This window comes from Halopseudomonas sp., assembly GCF_047631575.1.
In the GTDB taxonomy this organism is placed as follows: Bacteria; Pseudomonadota; Gammaproteobacteria; order Pseudomonadales; family Pseudomonadaceae; genus Halopseudomonas.
The window spans coordinates 867511-887386 of the sequence record NZ_JBLIAB010000001.1; the positions used below are offsets into that span (position 1 = coordinate 867511).

General features: G+C 54.4%; 17 protein-coding genes and 2 pseudogenes. 8 read left to right on the top strand and 11 right to left on the bottom strand.

The features are described from left to right. The first annotated feature begins 224 nt into the window (after window positions 1–224). Entirely contained in the window at window positions 225–680 is a 456-nt protein-coding gene (locus tag ACJAXR_RS03990) for a phosphate-starvation-inducible protein PsiE (RefSeq protein WP_415056925.1), read from the top strand. A 247-nt stretch (window positions 681–927) separates the two neighbouring features. Continuing rightward, window positions 928–2706, top strand: a complete 1779-nt coding sequence (locus ACJAXR_RS03995; RefSeq protein WP_415056984.1) for an acyl-CoA dehydrogenase C-terminal domain-containing protein — start codon at window positions 928–930, stop codon at window positions 2704–2706. A 61-nt stretch (window positions 2707–2767) separates the two neighbouring features. Here the strand turns inward: ACJAXR_RS03995 and ACJAXR_RS04000 are convergent, their stop codons facing one another. Continuing rightward, window positions 2768–4069: an MATE family efflux transporter gene (locus ACJAXR_RS04000; protein ID WP_415056926.1), complete on the bottom strand. Its 1302-nt coding sequence runs from the start codon at window positions 4067–4069 to the stop codon at window positions 2768–2770. 664 nt (window positions 4070–4733) lie between these two features. On the opposite strand from ACJAXR_RS04000, the gene ACJAXR_RS04005 reads away from it, so the two are divergent. Then, window positions 4734–5375: a DUF1326 domain-containing protein gene (locus tag ACJAXR_RS04005; RefSeq protein WP_415056927.1), complete on the top strand. Its 642-nt coding sequence runs from the start codon at window positions 4734–4736 to the stop codon at window positions 5373–5375. A 161-nt stretch (window positions 5376–5536) separates the two neighbouring features. Next, window positions 5537–6136 carry a DUF2182 domain-containing protein gene (locus tag ACJAXR_RS04010; protein ID WP_415056928.1) on the top strand — a complete coding sequence of 200 codons (600 nt, stop codon included), beginning with the start codon at window positions 5537–5539 and terminating at the stop codon, window positions 6134–6136. Window positions 6137–6258: 122 nt separating this feature from the next. Here the strand turns inward: ACJAXR_RS04010 and ACJAXR_RS04015 are convergent, their stop codons facing one another. The 3 genes from ACJAXR_RS04015 to ACJAXR_RS04025 all read right to left on the bottom strand — a co-directional run bounded on the left by ACJAXR_RS04015 (window position 6259) and on the right by ACJAXR_RS04025 (window position 9666). Beyond that, window positions 6259–7725, bottom strand: coding sequence for a spinster family MFS transporter (locus ACJAXR_RS04015; protein ID WP_415056929.1), 1467 nt, complete (start codon window positions 7723–7725; stop codon window positions 6259–6261). Window positions 7726–8007: 282 nt separating this feature from the next. Then, the gene (locus tag ACJAXR_RS04020; RefSeq protein ID WP_415056930.1) at window positions 8008–9171 is read right to left on the bottom strand and encodes a hypothetical protein; all 1164 of its coding nucleotides are present in this window, start codon (window positions 9169–9171) and stop codon (window positions 8008–8010) included. A 36-nt stretch (window positions 9172–9207) separates the two neighbouring features. After that, complete coding sequence (locus ACJAXR_RS04025; RefSeq protein ID WP_415056931.1) at window positions 9208–9666, bottom strand: GNAT family N-acetyltransferase; 459 nt, start codon at window positions 9664–9666, stop codon at window positions 9208–9210. A gap of 261 nt (window positions 9667–9927) precedes the next feature. Between ACJAXR_RS04025 and ACJAXR_RS04030 the strand changes: the two genes are divergently transcribed. After that, window positions 9928–10248, top strand: a complete 321-nt coding sequence (locus ACJAXR_RS04030; RefSeq protein WP_415056932.1) for a DUF2388 domain-containing protein — start codon at window positions 9928–9930, stop codon at window positions 10246–10248. A 117-nt stretch (window positions 10249–10365) separates the two neighbouring features. Continuing rightward, on the top strand, window positions 10366–12282 hold the full coding sequence (locus ACJAXR_RS04035) for a DUF4105 domain-containing protein (RefSeq protein WP_415056985.1): 1917 nt from the start codon (window positions 10366–10368) through the stop codon (window positions 12280–12282). A 183-nt stretch (window positions 12283–12465) separates the two neighbouring features. Here the strand turns inward: ACJAXR_RS04035 and ACJAXR_RS04040 are convergent, their stop codons facing one another. Further along, window positions 12466–12963, bottom strand: coding sequence for a hypothetical protein (locus tag ACJAXR_RS04040; RefSeq protein ID WP_415056933.1), 498 nt, complete (start codon window positions 12961–12963; stop codon window positions 12466–12468). A 188-nt stretch (window positions 12964–13151) separates the two neighbouring features. Here ACJAXR_RS04040 and ACJAXR_RS04045 point away from each other — a divergent pair, with 188 nt between their 5' ends. Continuing rightward, window positions 13152–14078: an AEC family transporter gene (locus ACJAXR_RS04045; RefSeq protein WP_415056934.1), complete on the top strand. Its 927-nt coding sequence runs from the start codon at window positions 13152–13154 to the stop codon at window positions 14076–14078. 188 nt (window positions 14079–14266) lie between these two features. Here ACJAXR_RS04045 and ACJAXR_RS04050 read toward each other — a convergent pair whose 3' ends face one another. The 4 genes from ACJAXR_RS04050 to ACJAXR_RS04065 all read right to left on the bottom strand — a co-directional run bounded on the left by ACJAXR_RS04050 (window position 14267) and on the right by ACJAXR_RS04065 (window position 18855). Continuing rightward, entirely contained in the window at window positions 14267–16045 is a 1779-nt protein-coding gene (locus ACJAXR_RS04050) for an alpha/beta hydrolase (RefSeq protein ID WP_415056935.1), read from the bottom strand. 180 nt (window positions 16046–16225) lie between these two features. After that, window positions 16226–17623 (bottom strand): NAD(P)-binding protein, encoded by a 1398-nt coding sequence (locus ACJAXR_RS04055; protein WP_415056936.1) that lies wholly within the window; start codon window positions 17621–17623, stop codon window positions 16226–16228. A 183-nt stretch (window positions 17624–17806) separates the two neighbouring features. Further along, window positions 17807–18451, bottom strand: a complete 645-nt coding sequence (locus ACJAXR_RS04060) for an FMN-binding negative transcriptional regulator (protein ID WP_415056937.1) — start codon at window positions 18449–18451, stop codon at window positions 17807–17809. Window positions 18452–18537: 86 nt separating this feature from the next. Continuing rightward, window positions 18538–18855 carry a 2OG-Fe(II) oxygenase gene (locus ACJAXR_RS04065; protein ID WP_415056938.1) on the bottom strand — a complete coding sequence of 106 codons (318 nt, stop codon included), beginning with the start codon at window positions 18853–18855 and terminating at the stop codon, window positions 18538–18540. Between the two features lie 603 nt (window positions 18856–19458). On the opposite strand from ACJAXR_RS04065, the pseudogene ACJAXR_RS04070 reads away from it, so the two are divergent. Beyond that, a pseudogene (locus ACJAXR_RS04070) lies at window positions 19459–19608 on the top strand (integrase); the annotation flags it as partial. Window positions 19609–19670: 62 nt separating this feature from the next. Here ACJAXR_RS04070 and ACJAXR_RS04075 read toward each other — a convergent pair. Beyond that, a pseudogene (locus tag ACJAXR_RS04075) lies at window positions 19671–19751 on the bottom strand (transposase domain-containing protein); the annotation flags it as partial. Further along, the coding region (locus tag ACJAXR_RS04080; protein ID WP_415056986.1) for a zinc-binding dehydrogenase at window positions 19752–19876 on the bottom strand (125 nt) is incomplete at its 5' end.

Below are 19876 nucleotides of genomic sequence, written 5' to 3' on the forward strand. Positions count from 1 at the left end.
GCGCAAGCTGCTGGTGCTTCTTTACCTAGAATTGTCAGGATGGTGTAAGTGTTACAATCGAGTCGAAAATAATTGATGCTAGATGATAATATCCAAGTTCAGTGTATTTATAACTATGCAATTTACGGTTTTTCCTGCAAATGGGCAGTCACAGGCTAGTCTCCTAACACAATCATCCGATACGTTGACGCAAGCTAAAATCACTTGATGCTAAAACCATAATTATGAGTACTAAAAGAAATACAGATTACAGTCAAAACTCGGGAGCGCAGTCAAAGGCAAACGAACGCGACGATGTACCAAATGTCGGTCCTGGCAGAAACACTTTCGCTCTTGCTTCTTTTAAGGTGATCGAGAGTTTGTTGCTGTTCATCGTTGTGTTGATGACACTGGGCGGTGTGGCCTTCGAGCTTTACGCGGTTTACATTGCCCAGAACATAAGACTTGCCGACATCCTGCTGATATTTCTTTACCTAGAAGTGGTCGGTATGGTGTCTGTATTTTACTCAAATCGACGATCTGCCCTCGTCTACCCGATATTGATTGCGATCACGGCACTTGCCCGACTTATTATCCTGCAAGGCAAAGACATGGCGCCCGAGAATATTCTGTATGAGGCCATTGCAATTCTAATCTTGGCCGTGGCGGCGATTATTATCCTCCGCTTGTACCGCATTTGAAGAGGTTGGTCTTCCTCGCCATACGCACAAGCACGCTTGCGTAGGGTGTTGCCAAATTCAAACATTCTTTTAGTGGTACCGGACCACACTCAACCAACACCCGGTGTAGTGTCCTACGGCGATAGACCATAGAGAAAAACAAGCGCAGATTTTTAACACCTCATTTCTTGCTTTTGGCAAAATCGTGCAGCCGATTCCAGCTGTTGATGGTGATATACAAGACCATAGAACCCGATTGAGGAGAGTCATCTTGAAATACCAGGCCCCAGTAAATGATCTTCGTTTCTTGTTGTTTGATGTACTGGGCGTAGACCGGCTTCATGAGCTGGAAAAATACGCCGATGCCACCCCGGATCTGATTTCTGCAGTTATTGATGAGGCCGGCAAACTGGCGGCTGAAGTGATTCAGCCGACCAATCAAGCCGGTGACCGCGAAGGCTGCCATTACGATCCCGAAACCCATACCGTAACCACGCCTGAAGTGTTCAAGCCGGCTTACAAAAAATTTGTGGCAGGTGGCTGGACTGCCCTCGACGCGCCGGTGGAATTTGGCGGGCAGGGGTTACCACACACACTTAAGTTTATAGTGGATGAAATGGTCTGCTCCACTAACCTGTCTTTGGGGATGTACCCGGGGCTGACCCACGGTGCTATCAGTGCACTGCACGCCCACGGCTCGGACGAACTGAAACAAACCTACCTGGAAAAGCTGGTGTCCGGCCAGTGGACGGGCACCATGTGCCTTACCGAACCCCAGTGTGGTACCGACCTGGGTCTGATTCGCAGCCGCGCTACACCCAACGCAGATGGCAGCTACGCCATTGAAGGCACCAAGATATGGATCACTGGCGGCGAACATGATCTGACCGATAATATTGTGCATCTGGTACTGGCGAAACTGCCCGGTGCGCCGGACACTACAAAAGGTATTTCGCTGTTTGTGGTTCCCAAGTTTATTCCAGAATCTGGCGAGCGCAACTCGGCGTTCTGTGGCGGCCTAGAGCACAAAATGGGCATCAAGGGCTCCGCAACCTGCGTAATGAATTTTGAGGGTGCCAAAGGCTGGCTAGTGGGTGAGGCCAACGACGGCATGCGTGCCATGTTTACTATGATGAACGAAGCCCGCCTGATGGTGGGCATGCAGGGCTTGGGTCTTGCCGAGATGGCCTATCAGGAAAGCCTTGGATTTGCCCGCGAGCGTCTGCAGGGTCGTTCTATGAGCGGCGTGAAGAACTTGGATGGCCCCGCTGACCCTATCATTGTGCACCCGGACGTTCGCCGCATGCTGATGCGCCAAAAAGTTCTGAACGAAGGCATGCGTGCCATGGCCCTGTTTACCGGCCATCAATTGGACCTCTCGGTTGCCCATCCGGATGAGGCTGTACGGGAATCCGCCGATGATCTGGTACAACTGCTTACCCCTGTAGTAAAAGCGTTCCTGACTGACGAAGGTTCCAACAATACGAACATCGGCCTGCAAGTCTTGGGCGGCTCGGGTTTCACTACCGACTGGCCGTTGGAGCAGCTGGTTCGTGATGGCCGCATTGCGCGCATCTATGAAGGCACAAATGGCATACAGGCGCTGGATTTGGTGGGCCGAAAGCTAAGTCTGAAAGGTGGGCGGCTTGTTCGCACTCTGTTTGGCGTACTTTCAAACTACCTGAAGGACAACCCTGAAGCACCCCATCGCGATGAGCTGAAAGGCGCTGTAAGTGCACTGGAAAAGGCCACTCTATGGCTGGCAACCAACGCGTCAAAAGATCCGGAGCAGGCAGGTGCCGCTGCCACGCCATACCTGCGCCTGATGGCTCTGACAGTTATTGGTTATATGTGGTCACGCATGGCTAACGTTGCCAACCGCCAGATTGCAGCCGGAGAGGGTAACAAGCCACTGCTGGAGGGTAAGCTGGTATCTGCCCGTTTCTACTTTGAAAAGCTGCTGCCGGAAACGCACTGGCTACTAAGCGACATCGAAAGCGGCAAAGGCAGCCTGATGGATATGGAAGACGATCACTGGGCGGCGTGAACCTCAATTTTTGCGCTTTGGTTTAAGCCACGCACTGCGTGGCTTTTTTATTTGAATCAAGTCAGTAAATCGATCTCAGCCGTAGCCTGCTAATTTCCCGCTTGGTATAAAAGTGTGCTATCACAGAGCTAACTATTACTACAATTACGATGGTGTAGAACATGGACACCATGGGATAGTCCCAAAGTACGATGAGTACATAGTTAATTATTGCAGGTATCACCAGCTGCCTTGCAATACCAAGGTACATCGGGAACATGGGCTTGCGCATGGCCTGCAGCACCGCGACGCTTTGGAATAGAACCACATACGCATAAAACGCTAAGGCATCGATTCTGAGATAGGTTATGCCGGTGCGCTGTATCGCCTCGGCGTCGGTGAAAAAGCCCATCATAAGCGGAGATAAAAAGTACATGACCGGTACTGAAACCAGCGCCATAGCCAGTCCAATCAACAAACCCTTTTGGTAGGTCTCGGCCACTCGCGCACTGTTTCCCGCACCCATATTCTGACCGGCAATAGCCATAACCGCGCTGTTCAAACCCAATGCAGGTAACAATAAAAGCTGTTCAAGTCGCAAGCCCACTGTGTAACCAGCCACGTGATTGCTTCCAAACTGCCCAATGAGCGCCACCGTAATGAAACCACCCAGAACAATGGTGAGCATGTTGAAGCTGGCGGGCAGCACTTGTTTGAGCAAAGCTTGCCAGCGTGCCCAATCGAACGCGGGTCTTATGCGTATATTCAGCCGCTTAGCGAGGACGCTTAACAAGTAAAAGGCCGTTGCCAATTTAATAGTCACAGTCGCCAATGCTATGCCCGTCACGCCAAGCCCAAGGCCGAACGTGAACAGTGGGTTCAATGCAAAGTTCGCAAAAAAACCAATGGCCAGTGCGTTGCGGTTGGACTTGGTATCGCCCAGGGCCATCAAAGCACCCGCTGCACCAAAAGAGAGGGTGAAGCCAATAGAACCTGCCAATGTTACCCACAAATATTCCATGGCCAACGGCTCGATATGCGGCTCTGCTCCCAGCAACACCACCAAGGGTCGCGCGGCGAAAGCCCCGAGCAAAACTGATATAACACTGAAACCAATCGCCATTCCGCTGACGTTGTCGATCCACTCTTTGACCTGACTTGTGCCATCGTTCATGGCACCCCTTCCAACCTCCGGCGCTATCATGGCTGACGCACCCGTCTGTATTCCTACACCAATGGAGAGCAACAAGAAAAACACGCTGCCCGCTATTGATAAGCCCGCAAGCGCATCATCACCAAGGTAACCCGCGAACCAGATGTCTGTGAGGTTGTACAGGGTGTTGAACACCATTCCCATTGATGCCGGGATTGATAGCCTTATCATGTGGGCTAAGACAGAGCCACTCGTCAGAGAGGGTGAAGTCGGGGTACCTTTCAAGGCGAGCTTCGAATGATAAATGGGGCTAAGGCTAATGCGTTTTGCGACGTCTTTGTAACCGTTCTCTTCACTTTCATATAGGGCCTATTGCTATTGGGAATGCTGAATGTCTTGGTCGGCATTGCCGGAACAATACATCAAAACCTGGTTTTCTTGTCATCGTACCTTCGGGTACCAGGCAGATAGGACTGAGTAATTGTGAGGGACTGGAGTGAGATGAGCATAAATTCAGGTAGAAAATTTCATCTGACCCCGTTTTTCGCTCGCTGAATGACCGTGATCGGATGAACTATCCAGTCCTCATCGGGCGCTGGAAAGTATTGGCCCGGCAGACGCACGCAAGACCTTTACTACCGAGTCCGATTGCAGCAAATCCTGATCAAGCGGCGGCCCAAGGGTGTCGCTCGATAAGTGATGTCTGTCTGGTAATCGAGGTCGATCTGCCGTTCGGTAAAAATTACCTGACGAAAGGGTTCGGCAGGAAATCCTTGCACGGCTCGTACTCTTCGGCGATGTGGTTGACCGTCAGGACTGAGTGGCTTGGCTTTCTCTCGCACATTGGCCTACAGTCATTGAGTACACCTAATGCAACTATCTGGGAGATCTCGACATGTCAGACCAGTGGATAGTCCAAGCAACTACCTTCGCTAACTGCAACTGCCTGATTAATTGTGGCTGCCAGTTCAATATGCCTACGAGCTACGGCTTCTGCAATTTTGTGATGGCCGGCCACATCGACGAGGGAAACTTCAACGGCACCGCACTAAACGGACTGAACTACGCCTGTATTTTCGCCTTTCCCGGCGAGATTGCTGAAGGCAACGGCAGACAGCTAATCGTTGTCGATGAAAGAGCGGATGAGGACCAGCGCGCCGCACTTCAAAAAATTCTCTCAGGGCAAGCGGGAGAGGCGGGGTCAAATCATTTTTCCGTGTTCAGCAGCATGTGCAGTGAGTTACTGGCGACGGAATACCTGCCTATCGAAATTGAAGTCGATATCGCCGCACGCTCGGCTTCGCTGAAAGTCCCCGGTCTGATTGAATCCGTCGGCAAGCCCGCCATAAACGTCTTCAATGGCGACCTCTTGCATATCGCGATTGCCAGGCCCTCCGGTAGTTTTGAATACACCTATGCAGAGCTGGGCCTGGGAACCACCACCGTCACCGGCGCTATGGAAATGCATTTGGACGCCAGCTACGGACAGTTTTGTACGATCCATTACAACCAGGAAGGTATGGTACGGGCTGCCTGAAACCGACGACGGTGATTTCACTGCGGCGCTGGGACCAGAGCTTACTCGTCTCCTCGCTCGCCGGGCTAACACTGCTAGCCTGGGCGTACCTGCTCTATCATGATCAAAACATGCTTGGCATGGATGCTGGCACGCGCCCGTGGCGACCCGGTGATTTTTTCATGATGTTCCTGATGTGGGCAATCATGATGATGGCCATGATGCTACCAACCGCCTTACGCGCGATTTTGATCTATGCCCGTATCGCTGCCCAAGGCCGGCAGGACGCATTACCCATTACCCCAATCTATATTTTTAGCGGTGCCTATATCGCCATATGGACCCTGTTCAGCGTCGCTGCGACTCTCATGCAATGGGGTCTGCAGTCGGCAGCGTTGTTGTCACCGATGATGGTTAGCAGCAGTGCCGGACTGGGCGCAGCGCTGTTGATAACCGCTGGTATTTATCAATTCACCCCCCTCAAAGAGGCCTGTCTCAAGCACTGTCAGTCGCCTATCATGTACCTGGCGGCCAACTACAAAAGGGGCAACACGCACGCTTTCCAACTGGGACTTAAGCACGGAAGCTATTGCCTGGGCTGTTGTTGGGTGCTGATGGGGTTGTTGTTCCTCGGTGGAGTCATGAACCTGCTCTGGATCCTGGCAATCACTCTATTTATTTTAGCCGAAAAGCTACTGCCGCCGACGTTGCATGGTACCCAGCTTAGTGGTGTTGCGATGATACTAGCCGGCATCGCCTTTCTCGTCGGTTACCCGACGTAGGCGTTGCATGGACTAGTTCAGGAAAACACAGGGAATCAGGGTAATTGGGGTCGAATGATGACCCCCAATTACTCTTTTAAGCGCAAAAAAAAGAGGGCGCTATGCGCCCTCTGGATAGTCACTCATGGTGTGACCGGTGTTACAACCTGTCTGTCTATCATGTCCCTGCCCATCCGGCGCCAGGTCAACAGGAAGCACAGAGCGCTGCCGAAGTACAAGCAAGCCATTATGACCATGGAGGTTTGCAGGCTTTGCGCGTAGACCTGCCCACAGACTTCCTGCAGGTTCTGGTTCAGTTGGCCGAGTACGGCGGGGTGACACTGATTTCGCGTCAGTTCGCCAGCCGCAACCCCGAGCTCAGCGACGCCGGACTTGAAGAAAATGTCGGAGACTGCGCCAATGAACAGCGGGCCGAAGCCGTAGCCAATCAGGTTGACGACAAGCAGCATCACTGCCGTCGCCATTGCGCGCACACGCATACTTACCACACCCTGGCCGATCGTGTACTGAGCGGCTAGATAGCCGTACTTCACGAAGCCGCCGATGATCAGGCCAATTGCAGCGTAAAGCAGATTGTCGGTCGTGAAGGCGAAGATATAAAAGGGAACCGACAATGCCAAGCCCACCGCCGGCACCCAGGCGATGGCGCCCGGGTGCTTCTTGTAAATCCTGGTCGCTAGCCAACCGGTGGCGAAGGTGCCAATGGCTGCGGACAGAGCTACCGGCGTGTTGATCCAGATCGCTGCCTGACCGGCGGTGATTTCGTAGGTGCGGACTAGAAAGATCGACTGGAACGAGGAGATACCGTAACCGCAGAACGCGGCAATGGTGGCGCCGGCGGTCATCAGCCAGTAAGCAGGCTTGCCCATCAGCTCGTGGATAGCCTCACCCAGGCTGGCTCGCTCTTTTTTCTCGGCTTGCGGCGGATCGGTATAGCCGCGCGGCGGCTCCTTGACCGTCAGTTTGAAAACAAGAGCGACCAGCAAGCCCGGCAAACCGACGACGAAAAAGGCGGTGCGCCAGTCAAACATGTCGGTAACCCAGCCGCCGATCAAGTTAGCAAACATGGTGCCGAGTGTGACGCCCATGGCGTAGAAGCCCAGCGCCTGGGATCGTTCGCGCGGGATAAAATAGTCCGCGATCAGGGAATTGGCCGGCGGCGTACAGCCCGCTTCGCCGATACCCACACCGACACGACACATCAGCAGAATCCAGAACGCGCCGATGGTAACCGAACCGATGGTGACTTCCGTCGCCAGGCCGCAGAGCGCTGTCATCAGCGACCAAAGGGCTACGCAGACGGTCATGATCCATACCCGATGGGCGACATCGGCAAAACGCGCTAGAGGGATGCCCACGGCGGTATAGAGCAGGGCGAAACCGAAGCCAGTGAGAAGCCCGAACTGAGTGTCCGAAATCCCGAGGTCCGGCACCAAGTCGGGACCGACAACCGCGAGCAGGGCGCGGTCGACGAAATTCAAGATGTAAATAAGTGTCAGCGCGAAGAGCACATAATTGCGGTACGCTTTGGAGCCGTAGCCGACCAGGTGGCCTTGGGTTCCCCCTTCTCTGGCAGTGATGGCGTTCATGGACAATCCCCTTCTAGGTACGTTGTTATTAGTAGACGCGGGCTGTAATCGCACGCTGATATTACTGGGTAATTGGGGTCAGATGAACATTAATTACTTATCCTTTTCAAGTGGTTGGTTAGAGCCTTATATAATTGGCTCAAGCTCTTATTTGAGCTTGCTTTCTGCACCGCTAAAGCTGCATACCACTCAGCCCGGACCCCTGCTTCAAATCCTGCAAGAATTACAAAGATTGATGCTTATCTGACCCCTATCTTTAGGTGGTAATTGGGGTCAGATCTCCTACACCATTAGCTTGGGCATATTGGCGATCGCCGCCATGGCATTGGTCCGTAGCCTGGCCATGACGGCCACCTTTTCGGCGTCGGCCTTGTCCAGATCGGCAATCATTTTTCCAAAACCATCGAGCCTGGAATTGCGAATCCACTGGCGCAGCGCTTTGTCCTGAGACCAGTGGTACTGGTTCATCATGCTGGCATGGGTGGCGCGCGCATAACCGGCCAGATTCTCTGGAAAAGGTACCGGGGTGCAGAGTTTGTTTTTATGGGCCTCGTCGCCACCATGCACTTCGACATAGGCGGTCAGCGCGGCGCTCAATGCCACCAACGGAGCCCGAAGGAGCTGGATCAGAATACGGTCTTCCTGGAAAACCGGGCCGCCTGTGCGGGAGGTAGTAAGGGCCGATGCGGTGCAATCCACATACAGCGTGCCGGGGTCCATAGTCATTTCGCCTTGGGCCATGACCATGGCATTGTGACCAATACTGAGTACGCGACCTTTACGGATCACCTGTTTGATCGTACGCAGTAATTCCACCTCGCCGGTGGAGATGGTCGCGTAGTGAAACATGGTGGGATTCTGGGCTGGATCGATACGTAGCACCTGGCCGAGCACCTCAAGCTTCAGGAATACTTCTTCTATAGATTTGGACTCTGCAAAGGCGGCCAACTTGTCAGCCTCACCACCCATGCTGTTGTTGAAGAACTCCAGCCCCGGCTGCGTCTGCAAGCGGTTCAGCAACCAGGAATCGCGCGGCATCACCCACTGAATGGATTCCGGCGTGGCACCGTGGCGCAGCAGCCAGACGACCGCATCCATCGCCGTCTTTCCAGCGCCCAATATGCAGAAATTTTGCGGCACCGATTCACCATTGCGTTGCAGCCAGAGTTGCGGCAAGGCGTTTGGCGCAATTACGCGCACGCCATCGGCCACCGTGAAGCTCGGTGTATGCGTGGCCGGTATGTTGGGTGAAATATAGGTGGCATCCACCGTCTTTTTGCACACGGTGACATTGGTCTGATTGCCCGACAGAAGTGAAACGATACGACCCTCGCCCAGGTAATTGCTCATGGGGTGGTAACTGACCCTGCCGCTGGGCAAAAACTTATGCTGCATCACCTTGTCGTAATAGGTGTTGATCTCGGGCCCACTCGCCAGCTCGGGCAAAAGACAAGACCTGACCCTCAGCTTCGCTGCCCCAGATTAGAGCTTTCGTTCCATCAACCAGTGCTCCTTGCCCCAGGCATGGAAAAGCTCCCTATATTCCCAGCCGCGCTTGGCGTAATAGTCACCCCGATCATGGGTGTGCAAGTACAGTCGCTCATGGCCCTTGGCTCTGGCTTGGGAGTAGATGCCCTCAATCAGCTGCTCGGCCAGTCCTCGCCGTCGTGCCTGCGGTGCAACAAGAACGCAGGCAAGCCAAGGCCCCAGTTCCGGACGCTCGGCCAAATCGTCTTTGGCGAGCGCCGCCCCACCTAATAGCTGACCGTCTTCCAAGGCAATCAGTGTTTGCCACTCCCCGTTGCTCTGCCCCTCTCTGAACTCATCCTGCCAGTCAACCAGAAGTTGCTCGCTGTATTCGTACGCAAACTGTTGATGCACCCAGAGCGCAAAGGTATCGCTGTACTCCAGATGATCGCGCAATGAAACTAACCGGGGCATGCGTATCGCCTTAAAACATGATTGGAAGCAAGATCGTAACAAATGACTGCTTAGTTAAATGAGGTTTCGCGGGTTTCAGCAACAACATGACACCGAAAGCGAGCAGCAACGCCAATAGCAAAAGGTCTTCAGACAGTCGCGAAAAGACGAAACGAAACAAGAGAGTGACACCGGGCATATACAGGCTAGAATCAACCACAGCGAGCCTGCAATGGCTCGATACTACATGCCCTTGGGCCTGGTCTCTCTCTAGGAGTTTTCATGAAGATTCGCTCTATAATCCTTGCTGCTGGTTTGGTTGGTTTTTCTGCAATGGCTTCCGCTTCCAGCTTTATTGGCACCACCAATGCGGTAGGCCACGTTCTGGTCGATATGGCTGAAGCCCTGGGTGACAGCACTGAATCTACATTTGGCTCGAACAAGGTCGTATTGGATGCCCGGGATGACGCTGCCAGCTTCGTCGGTAGTGACGGTCAAGTACGCGGCGTTAACCTGGAGGCGGCGCTGGGCCATATTCGTCACCAGATGCCTGAGCTACAAGCCACTGATATGCAACTGGCAGAAGCTATTCTGGCTCTGTGATCGCAGTCCTGAACGCCCAGTCTTTTCAGGGCGCCATTCCCATTGCGCCGTAACATGCGCCCCGCTCTTGAGCGGGGCGTAGCCGTGATCGCGATTGTCCTAGGTCTGGCATCGCTGATGTGGGTTCCTCTTGCTCATTCGGCCTTGACTGTGAAACTGGAACAGGCCGAGCTAAGCACTGAGCAGCGCCAGGCCAGCCAGGCGCTGCTTGATGCGGCGCTCAAGGCCCTGCCCCCCCGATTGGTTTCAGAACTCGACCGTGAAATCGTTCTACGCTGGTCCTCCAGACTGGCGCATAGCGTCATGGGACGGGCTCGCTATGATGGTCAAATACTCCTGAATCAGCGCTGGCTCGATGCGCTGGTGCAGGGGGAGGATCAAACCCTGCCCGCTGGACGGCAGCACGCCACCCTGCAACGGGAACTGCAAGCAACACTGGTACACGAGCTTGCGCATTTTTACGACCGAGGCCAGTTCTGGCCTGCGGACGAGCGTGGCTTGTTACGCACATGTGCCCGGCAGCATAGCAGTCTTGGCCCGGTTGGCCTCCCAGTGGAGTGCCAAGGCCGGTCCCAGCGACGTTTTACTCTGAGCGACGACCCCAGATTACTTGAGCTCGCCGGTTGGCCCGCACGTATAGGTGGCCGCGGCGAGGTAGAACAGCAGAATGATCAATACCTGCGCACGCCGGATGCCTATGAACTAAGCAACCCACGCGAGTTTGTTGCAGTCAATCTTGAGTATTTCCTGCTCGACCCGCAATACCGATGCCGACGGCCGGGATTACACGACTACTTTTCTGAGCATTTTGGCTGGGCGCCCAGCGCTACGGCCGACTGTGCTCCGGGTTTGTCTTATCTCAATGGCGGCCTGGATATCGACCAACCCGTCCTGGGGCAGCTCGACGAGGGGCGTATCTATCAGGTGCATTATTTGCTGGCCGAGCCGGAAGGAGCACTGGTCAGTCGCTGGGGTCACAGCATGCTTCGGGTTGTCATGTGTGCGCCTGGCCGGCCGTTGGGGCCTGAGTGTCTGATGGATATTGAGCATCATCTGGTGTTGTCGTTCCGCGCCTTCGTCGATGATCTGCAGATATCCAGCTGGGATGGGCTGACCGGCGTCTATCCGTCTCGGTTGTTCATGCTACCGCTGAGTCAGGTGGTCGATGAATACACCAAGGTTGAGTTCAGATCCCTGCAGTCGCTGCCACTGCGCTTGACCGCTGAGGAACAGATCAGCTTGGTCCGTCGCGCCGCCGAGATGCACTGGAACTACGACGGCACCTACTACTTCGTCAGCAACAACTGTGCGGTAGAGACCCTGAAGCTGTTGCGCAGTGGTACCGACCGCCTCGATATTCGCGGCATGGAGACTGTTACGCCAACCGGACTGAGGGCACTGCTCGGGCAGGCTGACCTGCTCGACGAGTCGGTCTTGCAGGATCGTGCCGAAGCCTTGCGCCAGGGCTACTATTTCGACTCCTACCGTGAGCGCTATCAGTTGATGTTCAACGCAGCGCGCGAGGGTTTGAATCTACCGCAGCAGAGCGTAGAGGAGTGGCTGACATTAGCGCCGCAGGAGCGAAATGGCTGGTTCGAGCAGGCCGACTATCGCGTTACGGCGGCCCTGCTGCTGCTTGAGCAAGCGGCTTTAAGACGCCAGATTGCATTGATTCAGCACGAGCTCAAGGAGCGCTATGTCTCCGGGCGGCGCATGGACGATGCCGCCCTGAATGAAACCGGTGAACTCCTGAGCCAGCTACTGCGCGAAAGCGGCTTTCTCAGCCGTCCCGCAGAACTGCTGAAGACAGGCTATGGCCTGCCGCAGCGCCAGGAAAGACAGCAGCTGAAGCAGCTCACTCAAGAGCGTCAGCAGGGACTACGCGGGCTGGCCGTATTGGTAGATGAGCGAGCGCTTGAGATGATCAGCGCTGAGCACCGCAGGGCGGTGGAAGCAAACCAGCGCAATATCAGCGAACTGAGTGCGCGGCTGCGCCAGTTGCACCGCGAGTCTGGAAAGCTTGTGCTGCCCTGAGCCAGACAAACCTTGAGTCTTGTCTGAAAAAGGGCTCGCCACCTCGGACGTAAATGGGGCATGTGCTTTGCCTTACCACTTTATTAGGGGCGGGATTTTAGCAAATGACGACATGGTGCGCCGGAGGCTTTGTGGGAGGGCTGGTCCTGTAGGCAAAAGACAAGACCTGACCCTCGGCTTCGCTTAATTAGCAATTAATGACTCAACTGTGCCTTCCAGCGAACTCATACCGGCAGCCCGGCCTAGCTGGAGAGACTCTGCGACCGGCTTACCCTCGATCTCATGTGCACGAATGGCTAGCAGTGCACCCACACGATTGCCGCTTGCGCAGTGGAGAAGCACCTTTTCATTACCCTGCAAAAGCAGATCAAGCTGCGCTGCATTCTCCGATGTAACATCGTCAGAACCTGCAATTGGCAACGAAATATAGGTAAAACCAAGTGCCTCAGCCTTGGCTTGTTCGTCGTAGTCGACTTTTTCATTGGCAGTTCGCAGGTTGATGACCTTAGTGACGCCTGCGCTCTTAAGCTGCTCCAAATCCATCGCCGAGGGCTGCCCACCGGCAATCAGGCTTTCGCTCACCGCCGTGAAGTTACTCGGTAATTCCAGCTGATCTTTGGCCTGAGCATAACAAGAGGCCGGTATGAAGATCAGAGCGATCAAGGTAAACAGATACTTCATGGTGCAGACTCCCAAGTGTCCAGATGGTTTGCAGAATTCGATGGGGTAAAGTCAACCCAAACTTGGCACCCTACCCTCCGGCTACTTCATTGAACATAAATGACTCCAGGGGACGATGCAAATTGATGCTGTGACCTATCTTGCCACTTTGGGTTAGTGTCAGAATCCATTGCTTTGGATAACGCGCAATGACTGCTTTGCTTTTACTCGCGCTGGTACCCATCGCCATTCTTATCGGAATGGGAACCTGGCTACGCTATTCGGGATTTCTACAAGATGCGTTCTGGCCCCAGGCCGAACGGCTTGGCTACTACGTGCTTTTGCCGTCCCTGTTCTTTCACAGCCTGGCTACAGCGCAGCTGAGTGAAGTACCAGTGCAAGACATGTTTCTGGCTTTGGTGCTGTCTTCCGTCGCGGTGGCGGGTCTACTTGTTGCGATACGGCCGGTCATCGGCCTCGATGGCCCTGCCTTCACGTCGTTTTTCCAGGGGGGCGTGCGCTTCAACAACTACGTTGGCGTGTCGGTAGTGGCGGGCCTATTCGGTGCCCAGGGTATCGCACTGGCGGCCGTGGCAAACGCGGCGCTAGTGCCTACGGTGAACGTGCTTTGTGTCCTGATTTTTGCGCGCTACGGCTCCCGCGGGCAATTGTCCCTCAAAGCCATCGGTCATCAGTTGGTGCTCAATCCACTCTTGGTTGCCTGCGTGCTGGGTATAGCGGTTCAAGCTAGTGGACTCGGCATTCCCGCAGGTATCGACGCGGTGCTTAAAGCGCTCGGTCAGGCTTCACTGCCGCTCGGGCTGTTGTGCGTCGGCGCCGCTTTGAAACTGGGATCTGCCGCAAGCTGGATCAAGCCCATAGGACTTTCGTCCATCGCCAAATTTGTGCTCATGCCGCTGGCAACGCTAGGGCTTTGTCATGTCTTCGGCTTGCAAGGCGAGGCGGCAATCGCGGCAATCTTGTTCCAGGCTCTGCCAACGGCTTCATCGTCTTACATAATGGCTCGACAGCTTGGGGGGGATGCCCCCCTGATGGCAGGTATCATCGCCGGCCAAACCCTATTAGCCGTCATCGCACTGCCTCTCGTGGTGATGAGCATCACTCCGTGGATTTGAGAGGGTAATTGGGGTCAGATCCCCTACACCATTAGCTTGGGCATATTGGCGATCGCCGCCATGACATTGGTGCGTAGCTTGGCCATGACGGCCATCTTTTAGTTAACTGGGGTCAGATTAAAATTAATGTAGACACCTTCATCTGACCCCGTTTTTTTCGCATACGACGGATCGTTCGGTTTTTGAAGTTACTGCAATGGCAGCTGCACTACGCCTGTCAGGTTAACGGCGCTGGGGAGGCGCGAAAACCCTAGTGCATACTGCGGGTGAAACCCGTAGAGCATAAGGCCGACTTCATCGCCGGAATGAAGTTGGGTGCTGGCGCCAATAAGCTCGGTTTGACGCGTCCCGGTACCACGCATGGGCAGGATCTGATCATGCAGCAGTTCAGGGCTCAGCTGTCCCAGCCGTTTGACCCCAAGCCCAACGAAAACCCGCGGGTCAAGTGTCGCTTCACCGGCTATGTTCAGGTCTGCCAGAGGTATGCCGGCGAGGATTAGATCACTGCTGGCGCGATACAACGGTACAAAGCGCGGAGCGGTACCCAGTTCTGCCAGTAACGCTGGAGGTTGAGTTTCGACTAGCTCTGTAAGTAACGCAGTGACCTGCTCCGGCCCAATGGTCACCAAGCCAATCAGCGCTTGGGTAAGCTTACTCGCCGTATTGGCTGACAGCCGGCTGAGCACCTCAGACAAGTCGACGGGATCGAGCTTACGTAACAGGTTGAGCACCACATCGACCGAAGGCGGACCCACCAGCAGATCGCCGCTAGCAAAATGCAGCTCCATGCCGCCTTTAGGCATATCTTCACTCACCACCCCCTGATTGCGCTCTTGTGTCAGACATACGCGGGGGATTGGGATAGTACGCTGCAGCTTACGCAACTTACCGTCGAGGAATGTGTAAGACAAATCAGCGATGCTATAACGGGTATTGCCGCACTGAATATCGTTGAAAAAGCCGCCGTAGTTGAGCGTTCCTCCATCAGAACCGTCCTGGAAGGCAGGCAATATGTGCCCCCCCGTAGTAACAAACAGATAAGCATCGTTACCGGCATTACGCAGACAGTCGTAATTCCAGGCAGCTTCATTGGAATTGAACAAAGTGTCGTTGACACCCTGGATAAAGAGAGCATCGACCTTTGGAACGCCAAGACCGTCAGTGCGCGGTTTGCAATACGCTCCCAGTCCATTGCGACCCAAGCGTCTAGCCCCCTCCTCGCTCGCCGTGCCAGACAGCGATTCTGCGTAAGCCTGAGTAATCCAGGGCGCCTGGCTTTCTCTAGCCAGACTACTTAACACCGATAGCCATAGCGTCTTTGGAACACGTTCCGGGCTCAAGCTATAAGGCAGGTCGTGCCAGGTCATCGCCGGTACCAGAGCGTCAAAGCGCGTATCGATGCTTGAACCAACTAGCTGAAATCCACCACCATAGCTAAGCCCTATACCCCCCACCAGGGGATCACCTTTGAGATACGCTAAGTGAGGTGCCAGGCTAGCTTCCGCCCAATCAAGGAGAGCCTGTACATCGCGGCCTTCAAAATCAGGATCCTGCGAATTGGCTTGACCACCGCTGTCACCAAAACCCCGCTGATCAAATGTGAGCACAAAGTAGCCGGATTCCCATGCCTTGCGAGCCGTTTCGGTGAGAGAGTCTGTTTCGCTCAAATCGGTAGAGCGGCTGCCACCCCAACCGTGACTGTACATCAGCAAAGGGGCTGGCTGACCCTGCGTCAGAGTGGGCTGATAGACCGTTACCGCAATCTCGGTGCCGTCAAAGGAGGTAATAGTTAGATCATACTTACGTTGCGACAGCGCGGCACCGCCACCGCTTATGGCGGCCGCTATTTCTTTTTGACTGTTACCTGCTGCCTGAGCCGGTGTCATGGTAAAACCAATCAGCACAGTAGCAATGGCAAGGCTCAAGATCGCCTTATGCGTCAAGCTAAGAGAGGGTATGGAAGTCATAAATCGTGCCTCTTTATTATTGTTCTGAGTTTAATATTTCAAGCGTTGTGTGCCCGCGTCCCCTCTAAAGTTGGCTTATGAGCATAGGCTTTCGGAGAGGATGGGGGGAGGCTCAAATGAATATTAATGTAGAAACTTTCATCTGACCCCCCTTTTTTAACCCTTTTTACATGACCATTTTTACACCATTAGCTTGGGCATATTGGCAATCGCCGCCATGGCATTGGTGCGTAGCCTGGCCATCACGGCCATCTTTTCGGTATCAGCCTTGTCCAGGTCTGAAATCATTTTTCCAAACCCGTCTAGCCTGGAATTGCGAATCCACTGTCGTAGCGATTTGTCCTGAGACCAGTGGTACTGGTTCATCATGCTGGCATGGGTGGCGCGCGCATAACCGGCCAGATTCTCTGGGAAAGGTACCGGGGTGCAGAGTTTGTTTTTATGCGCCTCGTCGCCACCATGCACTTCGACATAGGCGGTCAGCGCGGCGCTCAATGCCACCAACGGTGCGCGCAGGAGCTGGATCAGAATACGGTCTTCCTGGAAAACCGGGCCACCTTTATGGGATGTAGTAATGGCCGATGCGGTGCAATCCACATATAGCGTGCCAGGCTCCATAGTCATTTCGCCTTGGGCCATAACCATGGAATTGTGACCAATGTTCAGTACGCGACCTTTACGGATCACCTGTTTGATCGTACGCAGCAACTCTACTTCGCCGGCGGAGATCGTGGCGTAGTGAAACATGGTGGGATTCTGGGCTGGATCGATACGTAGCACCTGGCCGAGTGCCTCGAGCTTCAGGAATACTTCTTCTATAGATTTGGACTCTGCAAAGGCGGCCAACTTGTTAGCCTCTCCGCCCATGCTATGGTCGAAGAATTCCAGCCCCGGCTGCGTCTGCAAGCGGTTCAGCAACCAGGAATCGCGCGGCATCACCCACTGAATGGATTCCGGCGTGGCACCGTGGCGCAGCAGCCAGACGACCGCATCCATCGCCGTCTTTCCAGCGCCCAATATGCAGAAATTTTGCGGCACCGATTCACCATTGCGTTGCAGCCAGAGTTGCGGCAAGGCGTTTGGCGCAATTACGCGCACGCCATCGGCCACCGTGAAGCTCGGTGTATGCGTGGCCGGTATGTTGGGTGAAATATAGGTGGCATCCACCGTCTTTTTGCACACGGTGACATTGGTCTGATTGCCCGACAGAAGTGAAACGATACGACCCTCGCCCAGGTAATTGCTCATGGGGTGGTAACTGACCCTGCCGCTGGGCAAAAACTTATGCTGCATCACCTTGTCGTAATAGGTGTTGATCTCGGGCCCACCCGCCAGCTCGTACATGCCGCTGTTGGGTCCGCTTTCATCTTTGCGGCGGCTGCCCAGTTCGGTGGAGCTAACGCCGTAATAGGCAGACGGCTGGTGGAGGGTAACGAACGAGTAGGCATCGTTCCAGTGCCCACCGGGCTTGGCATGACGGTCAACAATAGTGATGTGCGCATCACTTTCGTCGAGCAGGGTATCCGCGAATGCCATACCAACGGCGCCGCTTCCTATGATGAGGTAATCAGTTTTCATTATTATTCTGTCCCGAATTAAAAGAAAGGGCGCTAGATGGATCTGAAGAGTCAGCACCCTAAAACACATACCCAGAATTAGCATCCTTTCCATAAGAAGGGACAGATTTATTTTCAGAAAGTCGGGGTCCAGAAACTCGGAGTCAAAACTCGGGGGCAGGTCTTGCCTTTAGCCACCAGCGGTTCACGGCTTTGCTGTCTCAGCTGCGATGCGCATAGTGTCTGCCAGCCTTTGCTGCCCACGGGCATCCAAGGCGTCCACCGCCCCCGCCACATCGGTAGCAGTCTTGTTCTGGCTCAGCTTGAATTTGCCCACCAACCGTTCAATGTCGATCTCAATACCAACAATCGCTGCCAGCATCTGGCTGATATAGTCCGGGCTGGAATCGGTCATCTTCCAGGGGCGTTCGGGCTCGGCCTGGGCCTCATGTTCACGGGTGAGCCGTGCGACCAGTCCTCGTACAAAACGCTCATCGTCACGCAGGCGAATGCGGCCGTGAGCATGCACTACCTGATAATTCCAGGTCGGCACCTGGCGGTGGGTTTCGTGCTTGCTGGGGTACCAGTTGGGTGAGATATACCCCTGCGGCCCCTGAAAGATCACCAGCACGGGCATGCCATCCGTGATCTGCTGTACCAAGGGATTGGCGCGGGCGATATGGCCTTGCAACACGCCGTGTGCGCCCTGCTCTGCCAACAGCTCAAAGGGAATGTGGTTGGCATCCAGACCGGCGTCTGTGTGCATCACCAGAGTGCCCAGCGAGTGGGCGCGCATCAGGGCGTGCAGTTGGTCGGGCCGGTCTTCAGCAAAGTGCTCGGGCAGGTACACGGCAATAAGGCTCCAGCAGTACAGGGTCTATAGGGTAACGGGCCTATCGGGTAGAAGTAACGTATTTCAAGGTAACGGAGTTTTTACTACTGAGCTGCGCAGCCCCACGGCGCATGCAGCGCGATACTCAGCAGCACGCGCTTGCCACGCACGATGGTCGAGACGCTGTGGTCGTACAGATCGGGGCGGAACAGGATGACGCGCTTAAAAAGAGAGAAAATGACCCTATCTGTCTCGAAAACCCCACCCTTTGCAGGCTTTATCAGTACAAAGTTGAGCTTGTAGTAGCTGCCGCCACCTATAGGGTCATTGTGGCGCCTCACATGATGGCCTTCTGGATAGGTGACCAGATTGACACTCAGGCGCCAGGTGTTGAGCAAGCTACGGTTAATGACGCGGCCCATGCGGAGGTCTCCGTAAAGAATTAATCAGGTGTATTTAAACCTATTTTGAATGATTGCTCAAAATGGATTTAAATAATCATTCCGATAGCTTTAAGGTGGCTCTCGTTCCACATCATTGACCATGCTGTAAAGCATTGCGGATCAATCGTATTTCATCGCTGGGAATGGCTTGGCGAACAAGCGCCTCGTGGCGATAACGCCTATCCATCACCGTATCGCCTAACGCCACAAAGCAAGGATCGGCATCCAGCCACTGGCTCTCTGGCACATTTTCGATGCGACCTCGAAAGTGCAGCCGCTGCCAAAACAGGCGTTTAGGATACGCTTAATCCAGCAGCGTGGCGGCTCTTTTCTGCACGGCGTGTCCAGCGAAAGCCGTCAGTCAGATCGACCGTTAGCCCCTACACATGGAGAGTTTCTGCATCGCGAGCTCATGCATTCTGTTCCCGATCTCTGCCTAAATACGATCGCGCCATGATCGCCAGGTGGCCTTCGAAGCGTCCTTAATCGCTCTAAGTTTCGTGGCTAATGAATGGCGGCTTGCCTCAGCCCAAGGACTTAAATCTCGATAAAGCACCGTCACTAAAATTGGCCGAATGACTCGTACGCACCCCTTTCAATCGTGCGGATTACATCGAGCGCGGGGGCTCCATGATGACTTGGTGGAGCCAGCACATTCAGGAAGCGGCTAGAGGCAACCTGTCGGTTCCAGCTATCAAGGAACACAGGGACAGAAAAGTCGTATCCATACGTTTACGTAAGGGCGGCTCTCGACCCATTGCTGCCGGTTGCGACCGGCAGCAATGGGTCAATCTCTATCGCATTGCCTGTTGCGTCGGCAGCCGCATAAGCACATCTTTGAGATAAGCATACGGACCATGCCCACTCATGCGTGCTTAGATATCCAGGCAAATTTTGCCGAAATGCTGGTTGGTTTCCTGATACTTGAACGCTTCGACAATCTCGCTCAACGGGAAATGACGATCAATAATCGGGCGCATGCCATTAGCATTGATGGCTC

Excerpts from the sequence above, each read along its gene's own strand:
- ACJAXR_RS04035 (WP_415056985.1), top strand. The coding sequence starts at position 10,366 with ATGTGGGTTCCTCTTGCTCATTCGGCCTTGACTGTGAAACTGGAACAG.
- ACJAXR_RS04015 (WP_415056929.1), bottom strand. The coding sequence starts at position 7,725 with ATGAACGCCATCACTGCCAGAGAAGGGGGAACCCAAGGCCACCTGGTC.
- ACJAXR_RS04045 (WP_415056934.1), top strand. The coding sequence starts at position 13,152 with ATGACTGCTTTGCTTTTACTCGCGCTGGTACCCATCGCCATTCTTATC.
- ACJAXR_RS04030 (WP_415056932.1), top strand. The coding sequence starts at position 9,928 with ATGAAGATTCGCTCTATAATCCTTGCTGCTGGTTTGGTTGGTTTTTCT.
- ACJAXR_RS04005 (WP_415056927.1), top strand. The coding sequence starts at position 4,734 with ATGTCAGACCAGTGGATAGTCCAAGCAACTACCTTCGCTAACTGCAAC.
- ACJAXR_RS04010 (WP_415056928.1), top strand. The coding sequence starts at position 5,537 with ATGATGTTCCTGATGTGGGCAATCATGATGATGGCCATGATGCTACCA.
- ACJAXR_RS04025 (WP_415056931.1), bottom strand. The coding sequence starts at position 9,666 with ATGCCCCGGTTAGTTTCATTGCGCGATCATCTGGAGTACAGCGATACC.
- ACJAXR_RS04065 (WP_415056938.1), bottom strand. The coding sequence starts at position 18,855 with ATGGGCCGCGTCATTAACCGTAGCTTGCTCAACACCTGGCGCCTGAGT.
- ACJAXR_RS03990 (WP_415056925.1), top strand. The coding sequence starts at position 225 with ATGAGTACTAAAAGAAATACAGATTACAGTCAAAACTCGGGAGCGCAG.
- ACJAXR_RS04000 (WP_415056926.1), bottom strand. The coding sequence starts at position 4,069 with ATGATAAGGCTATCAATCCCGGCATCAATGGGAATGGTGTTCAACACC.
- ACJAXR_RS04050 (WP_415056935.1), bottom strand. The coding sequence starts at position 16,045 with ATGACTTCCATACCCTCTCTTAGCTTGACGCATAAGGCGATCTTGAGC.
- ACJAXR_RS04040 (WP_415056933.1), bottom strand. The coding sequence starts at position 12,963 with ATGAAGTATCTGTTTACCTTGATCGCTCTGATCTTCATACCGGCCTCT.
- ACJAXR_RS04055 (WP_415056936.1), bottom strand. The coding sequence starts at position 17,623 with ATGAAAACTGATTACCTCATCATAGGAAGCGGCGCCGTTGGTATGGCA.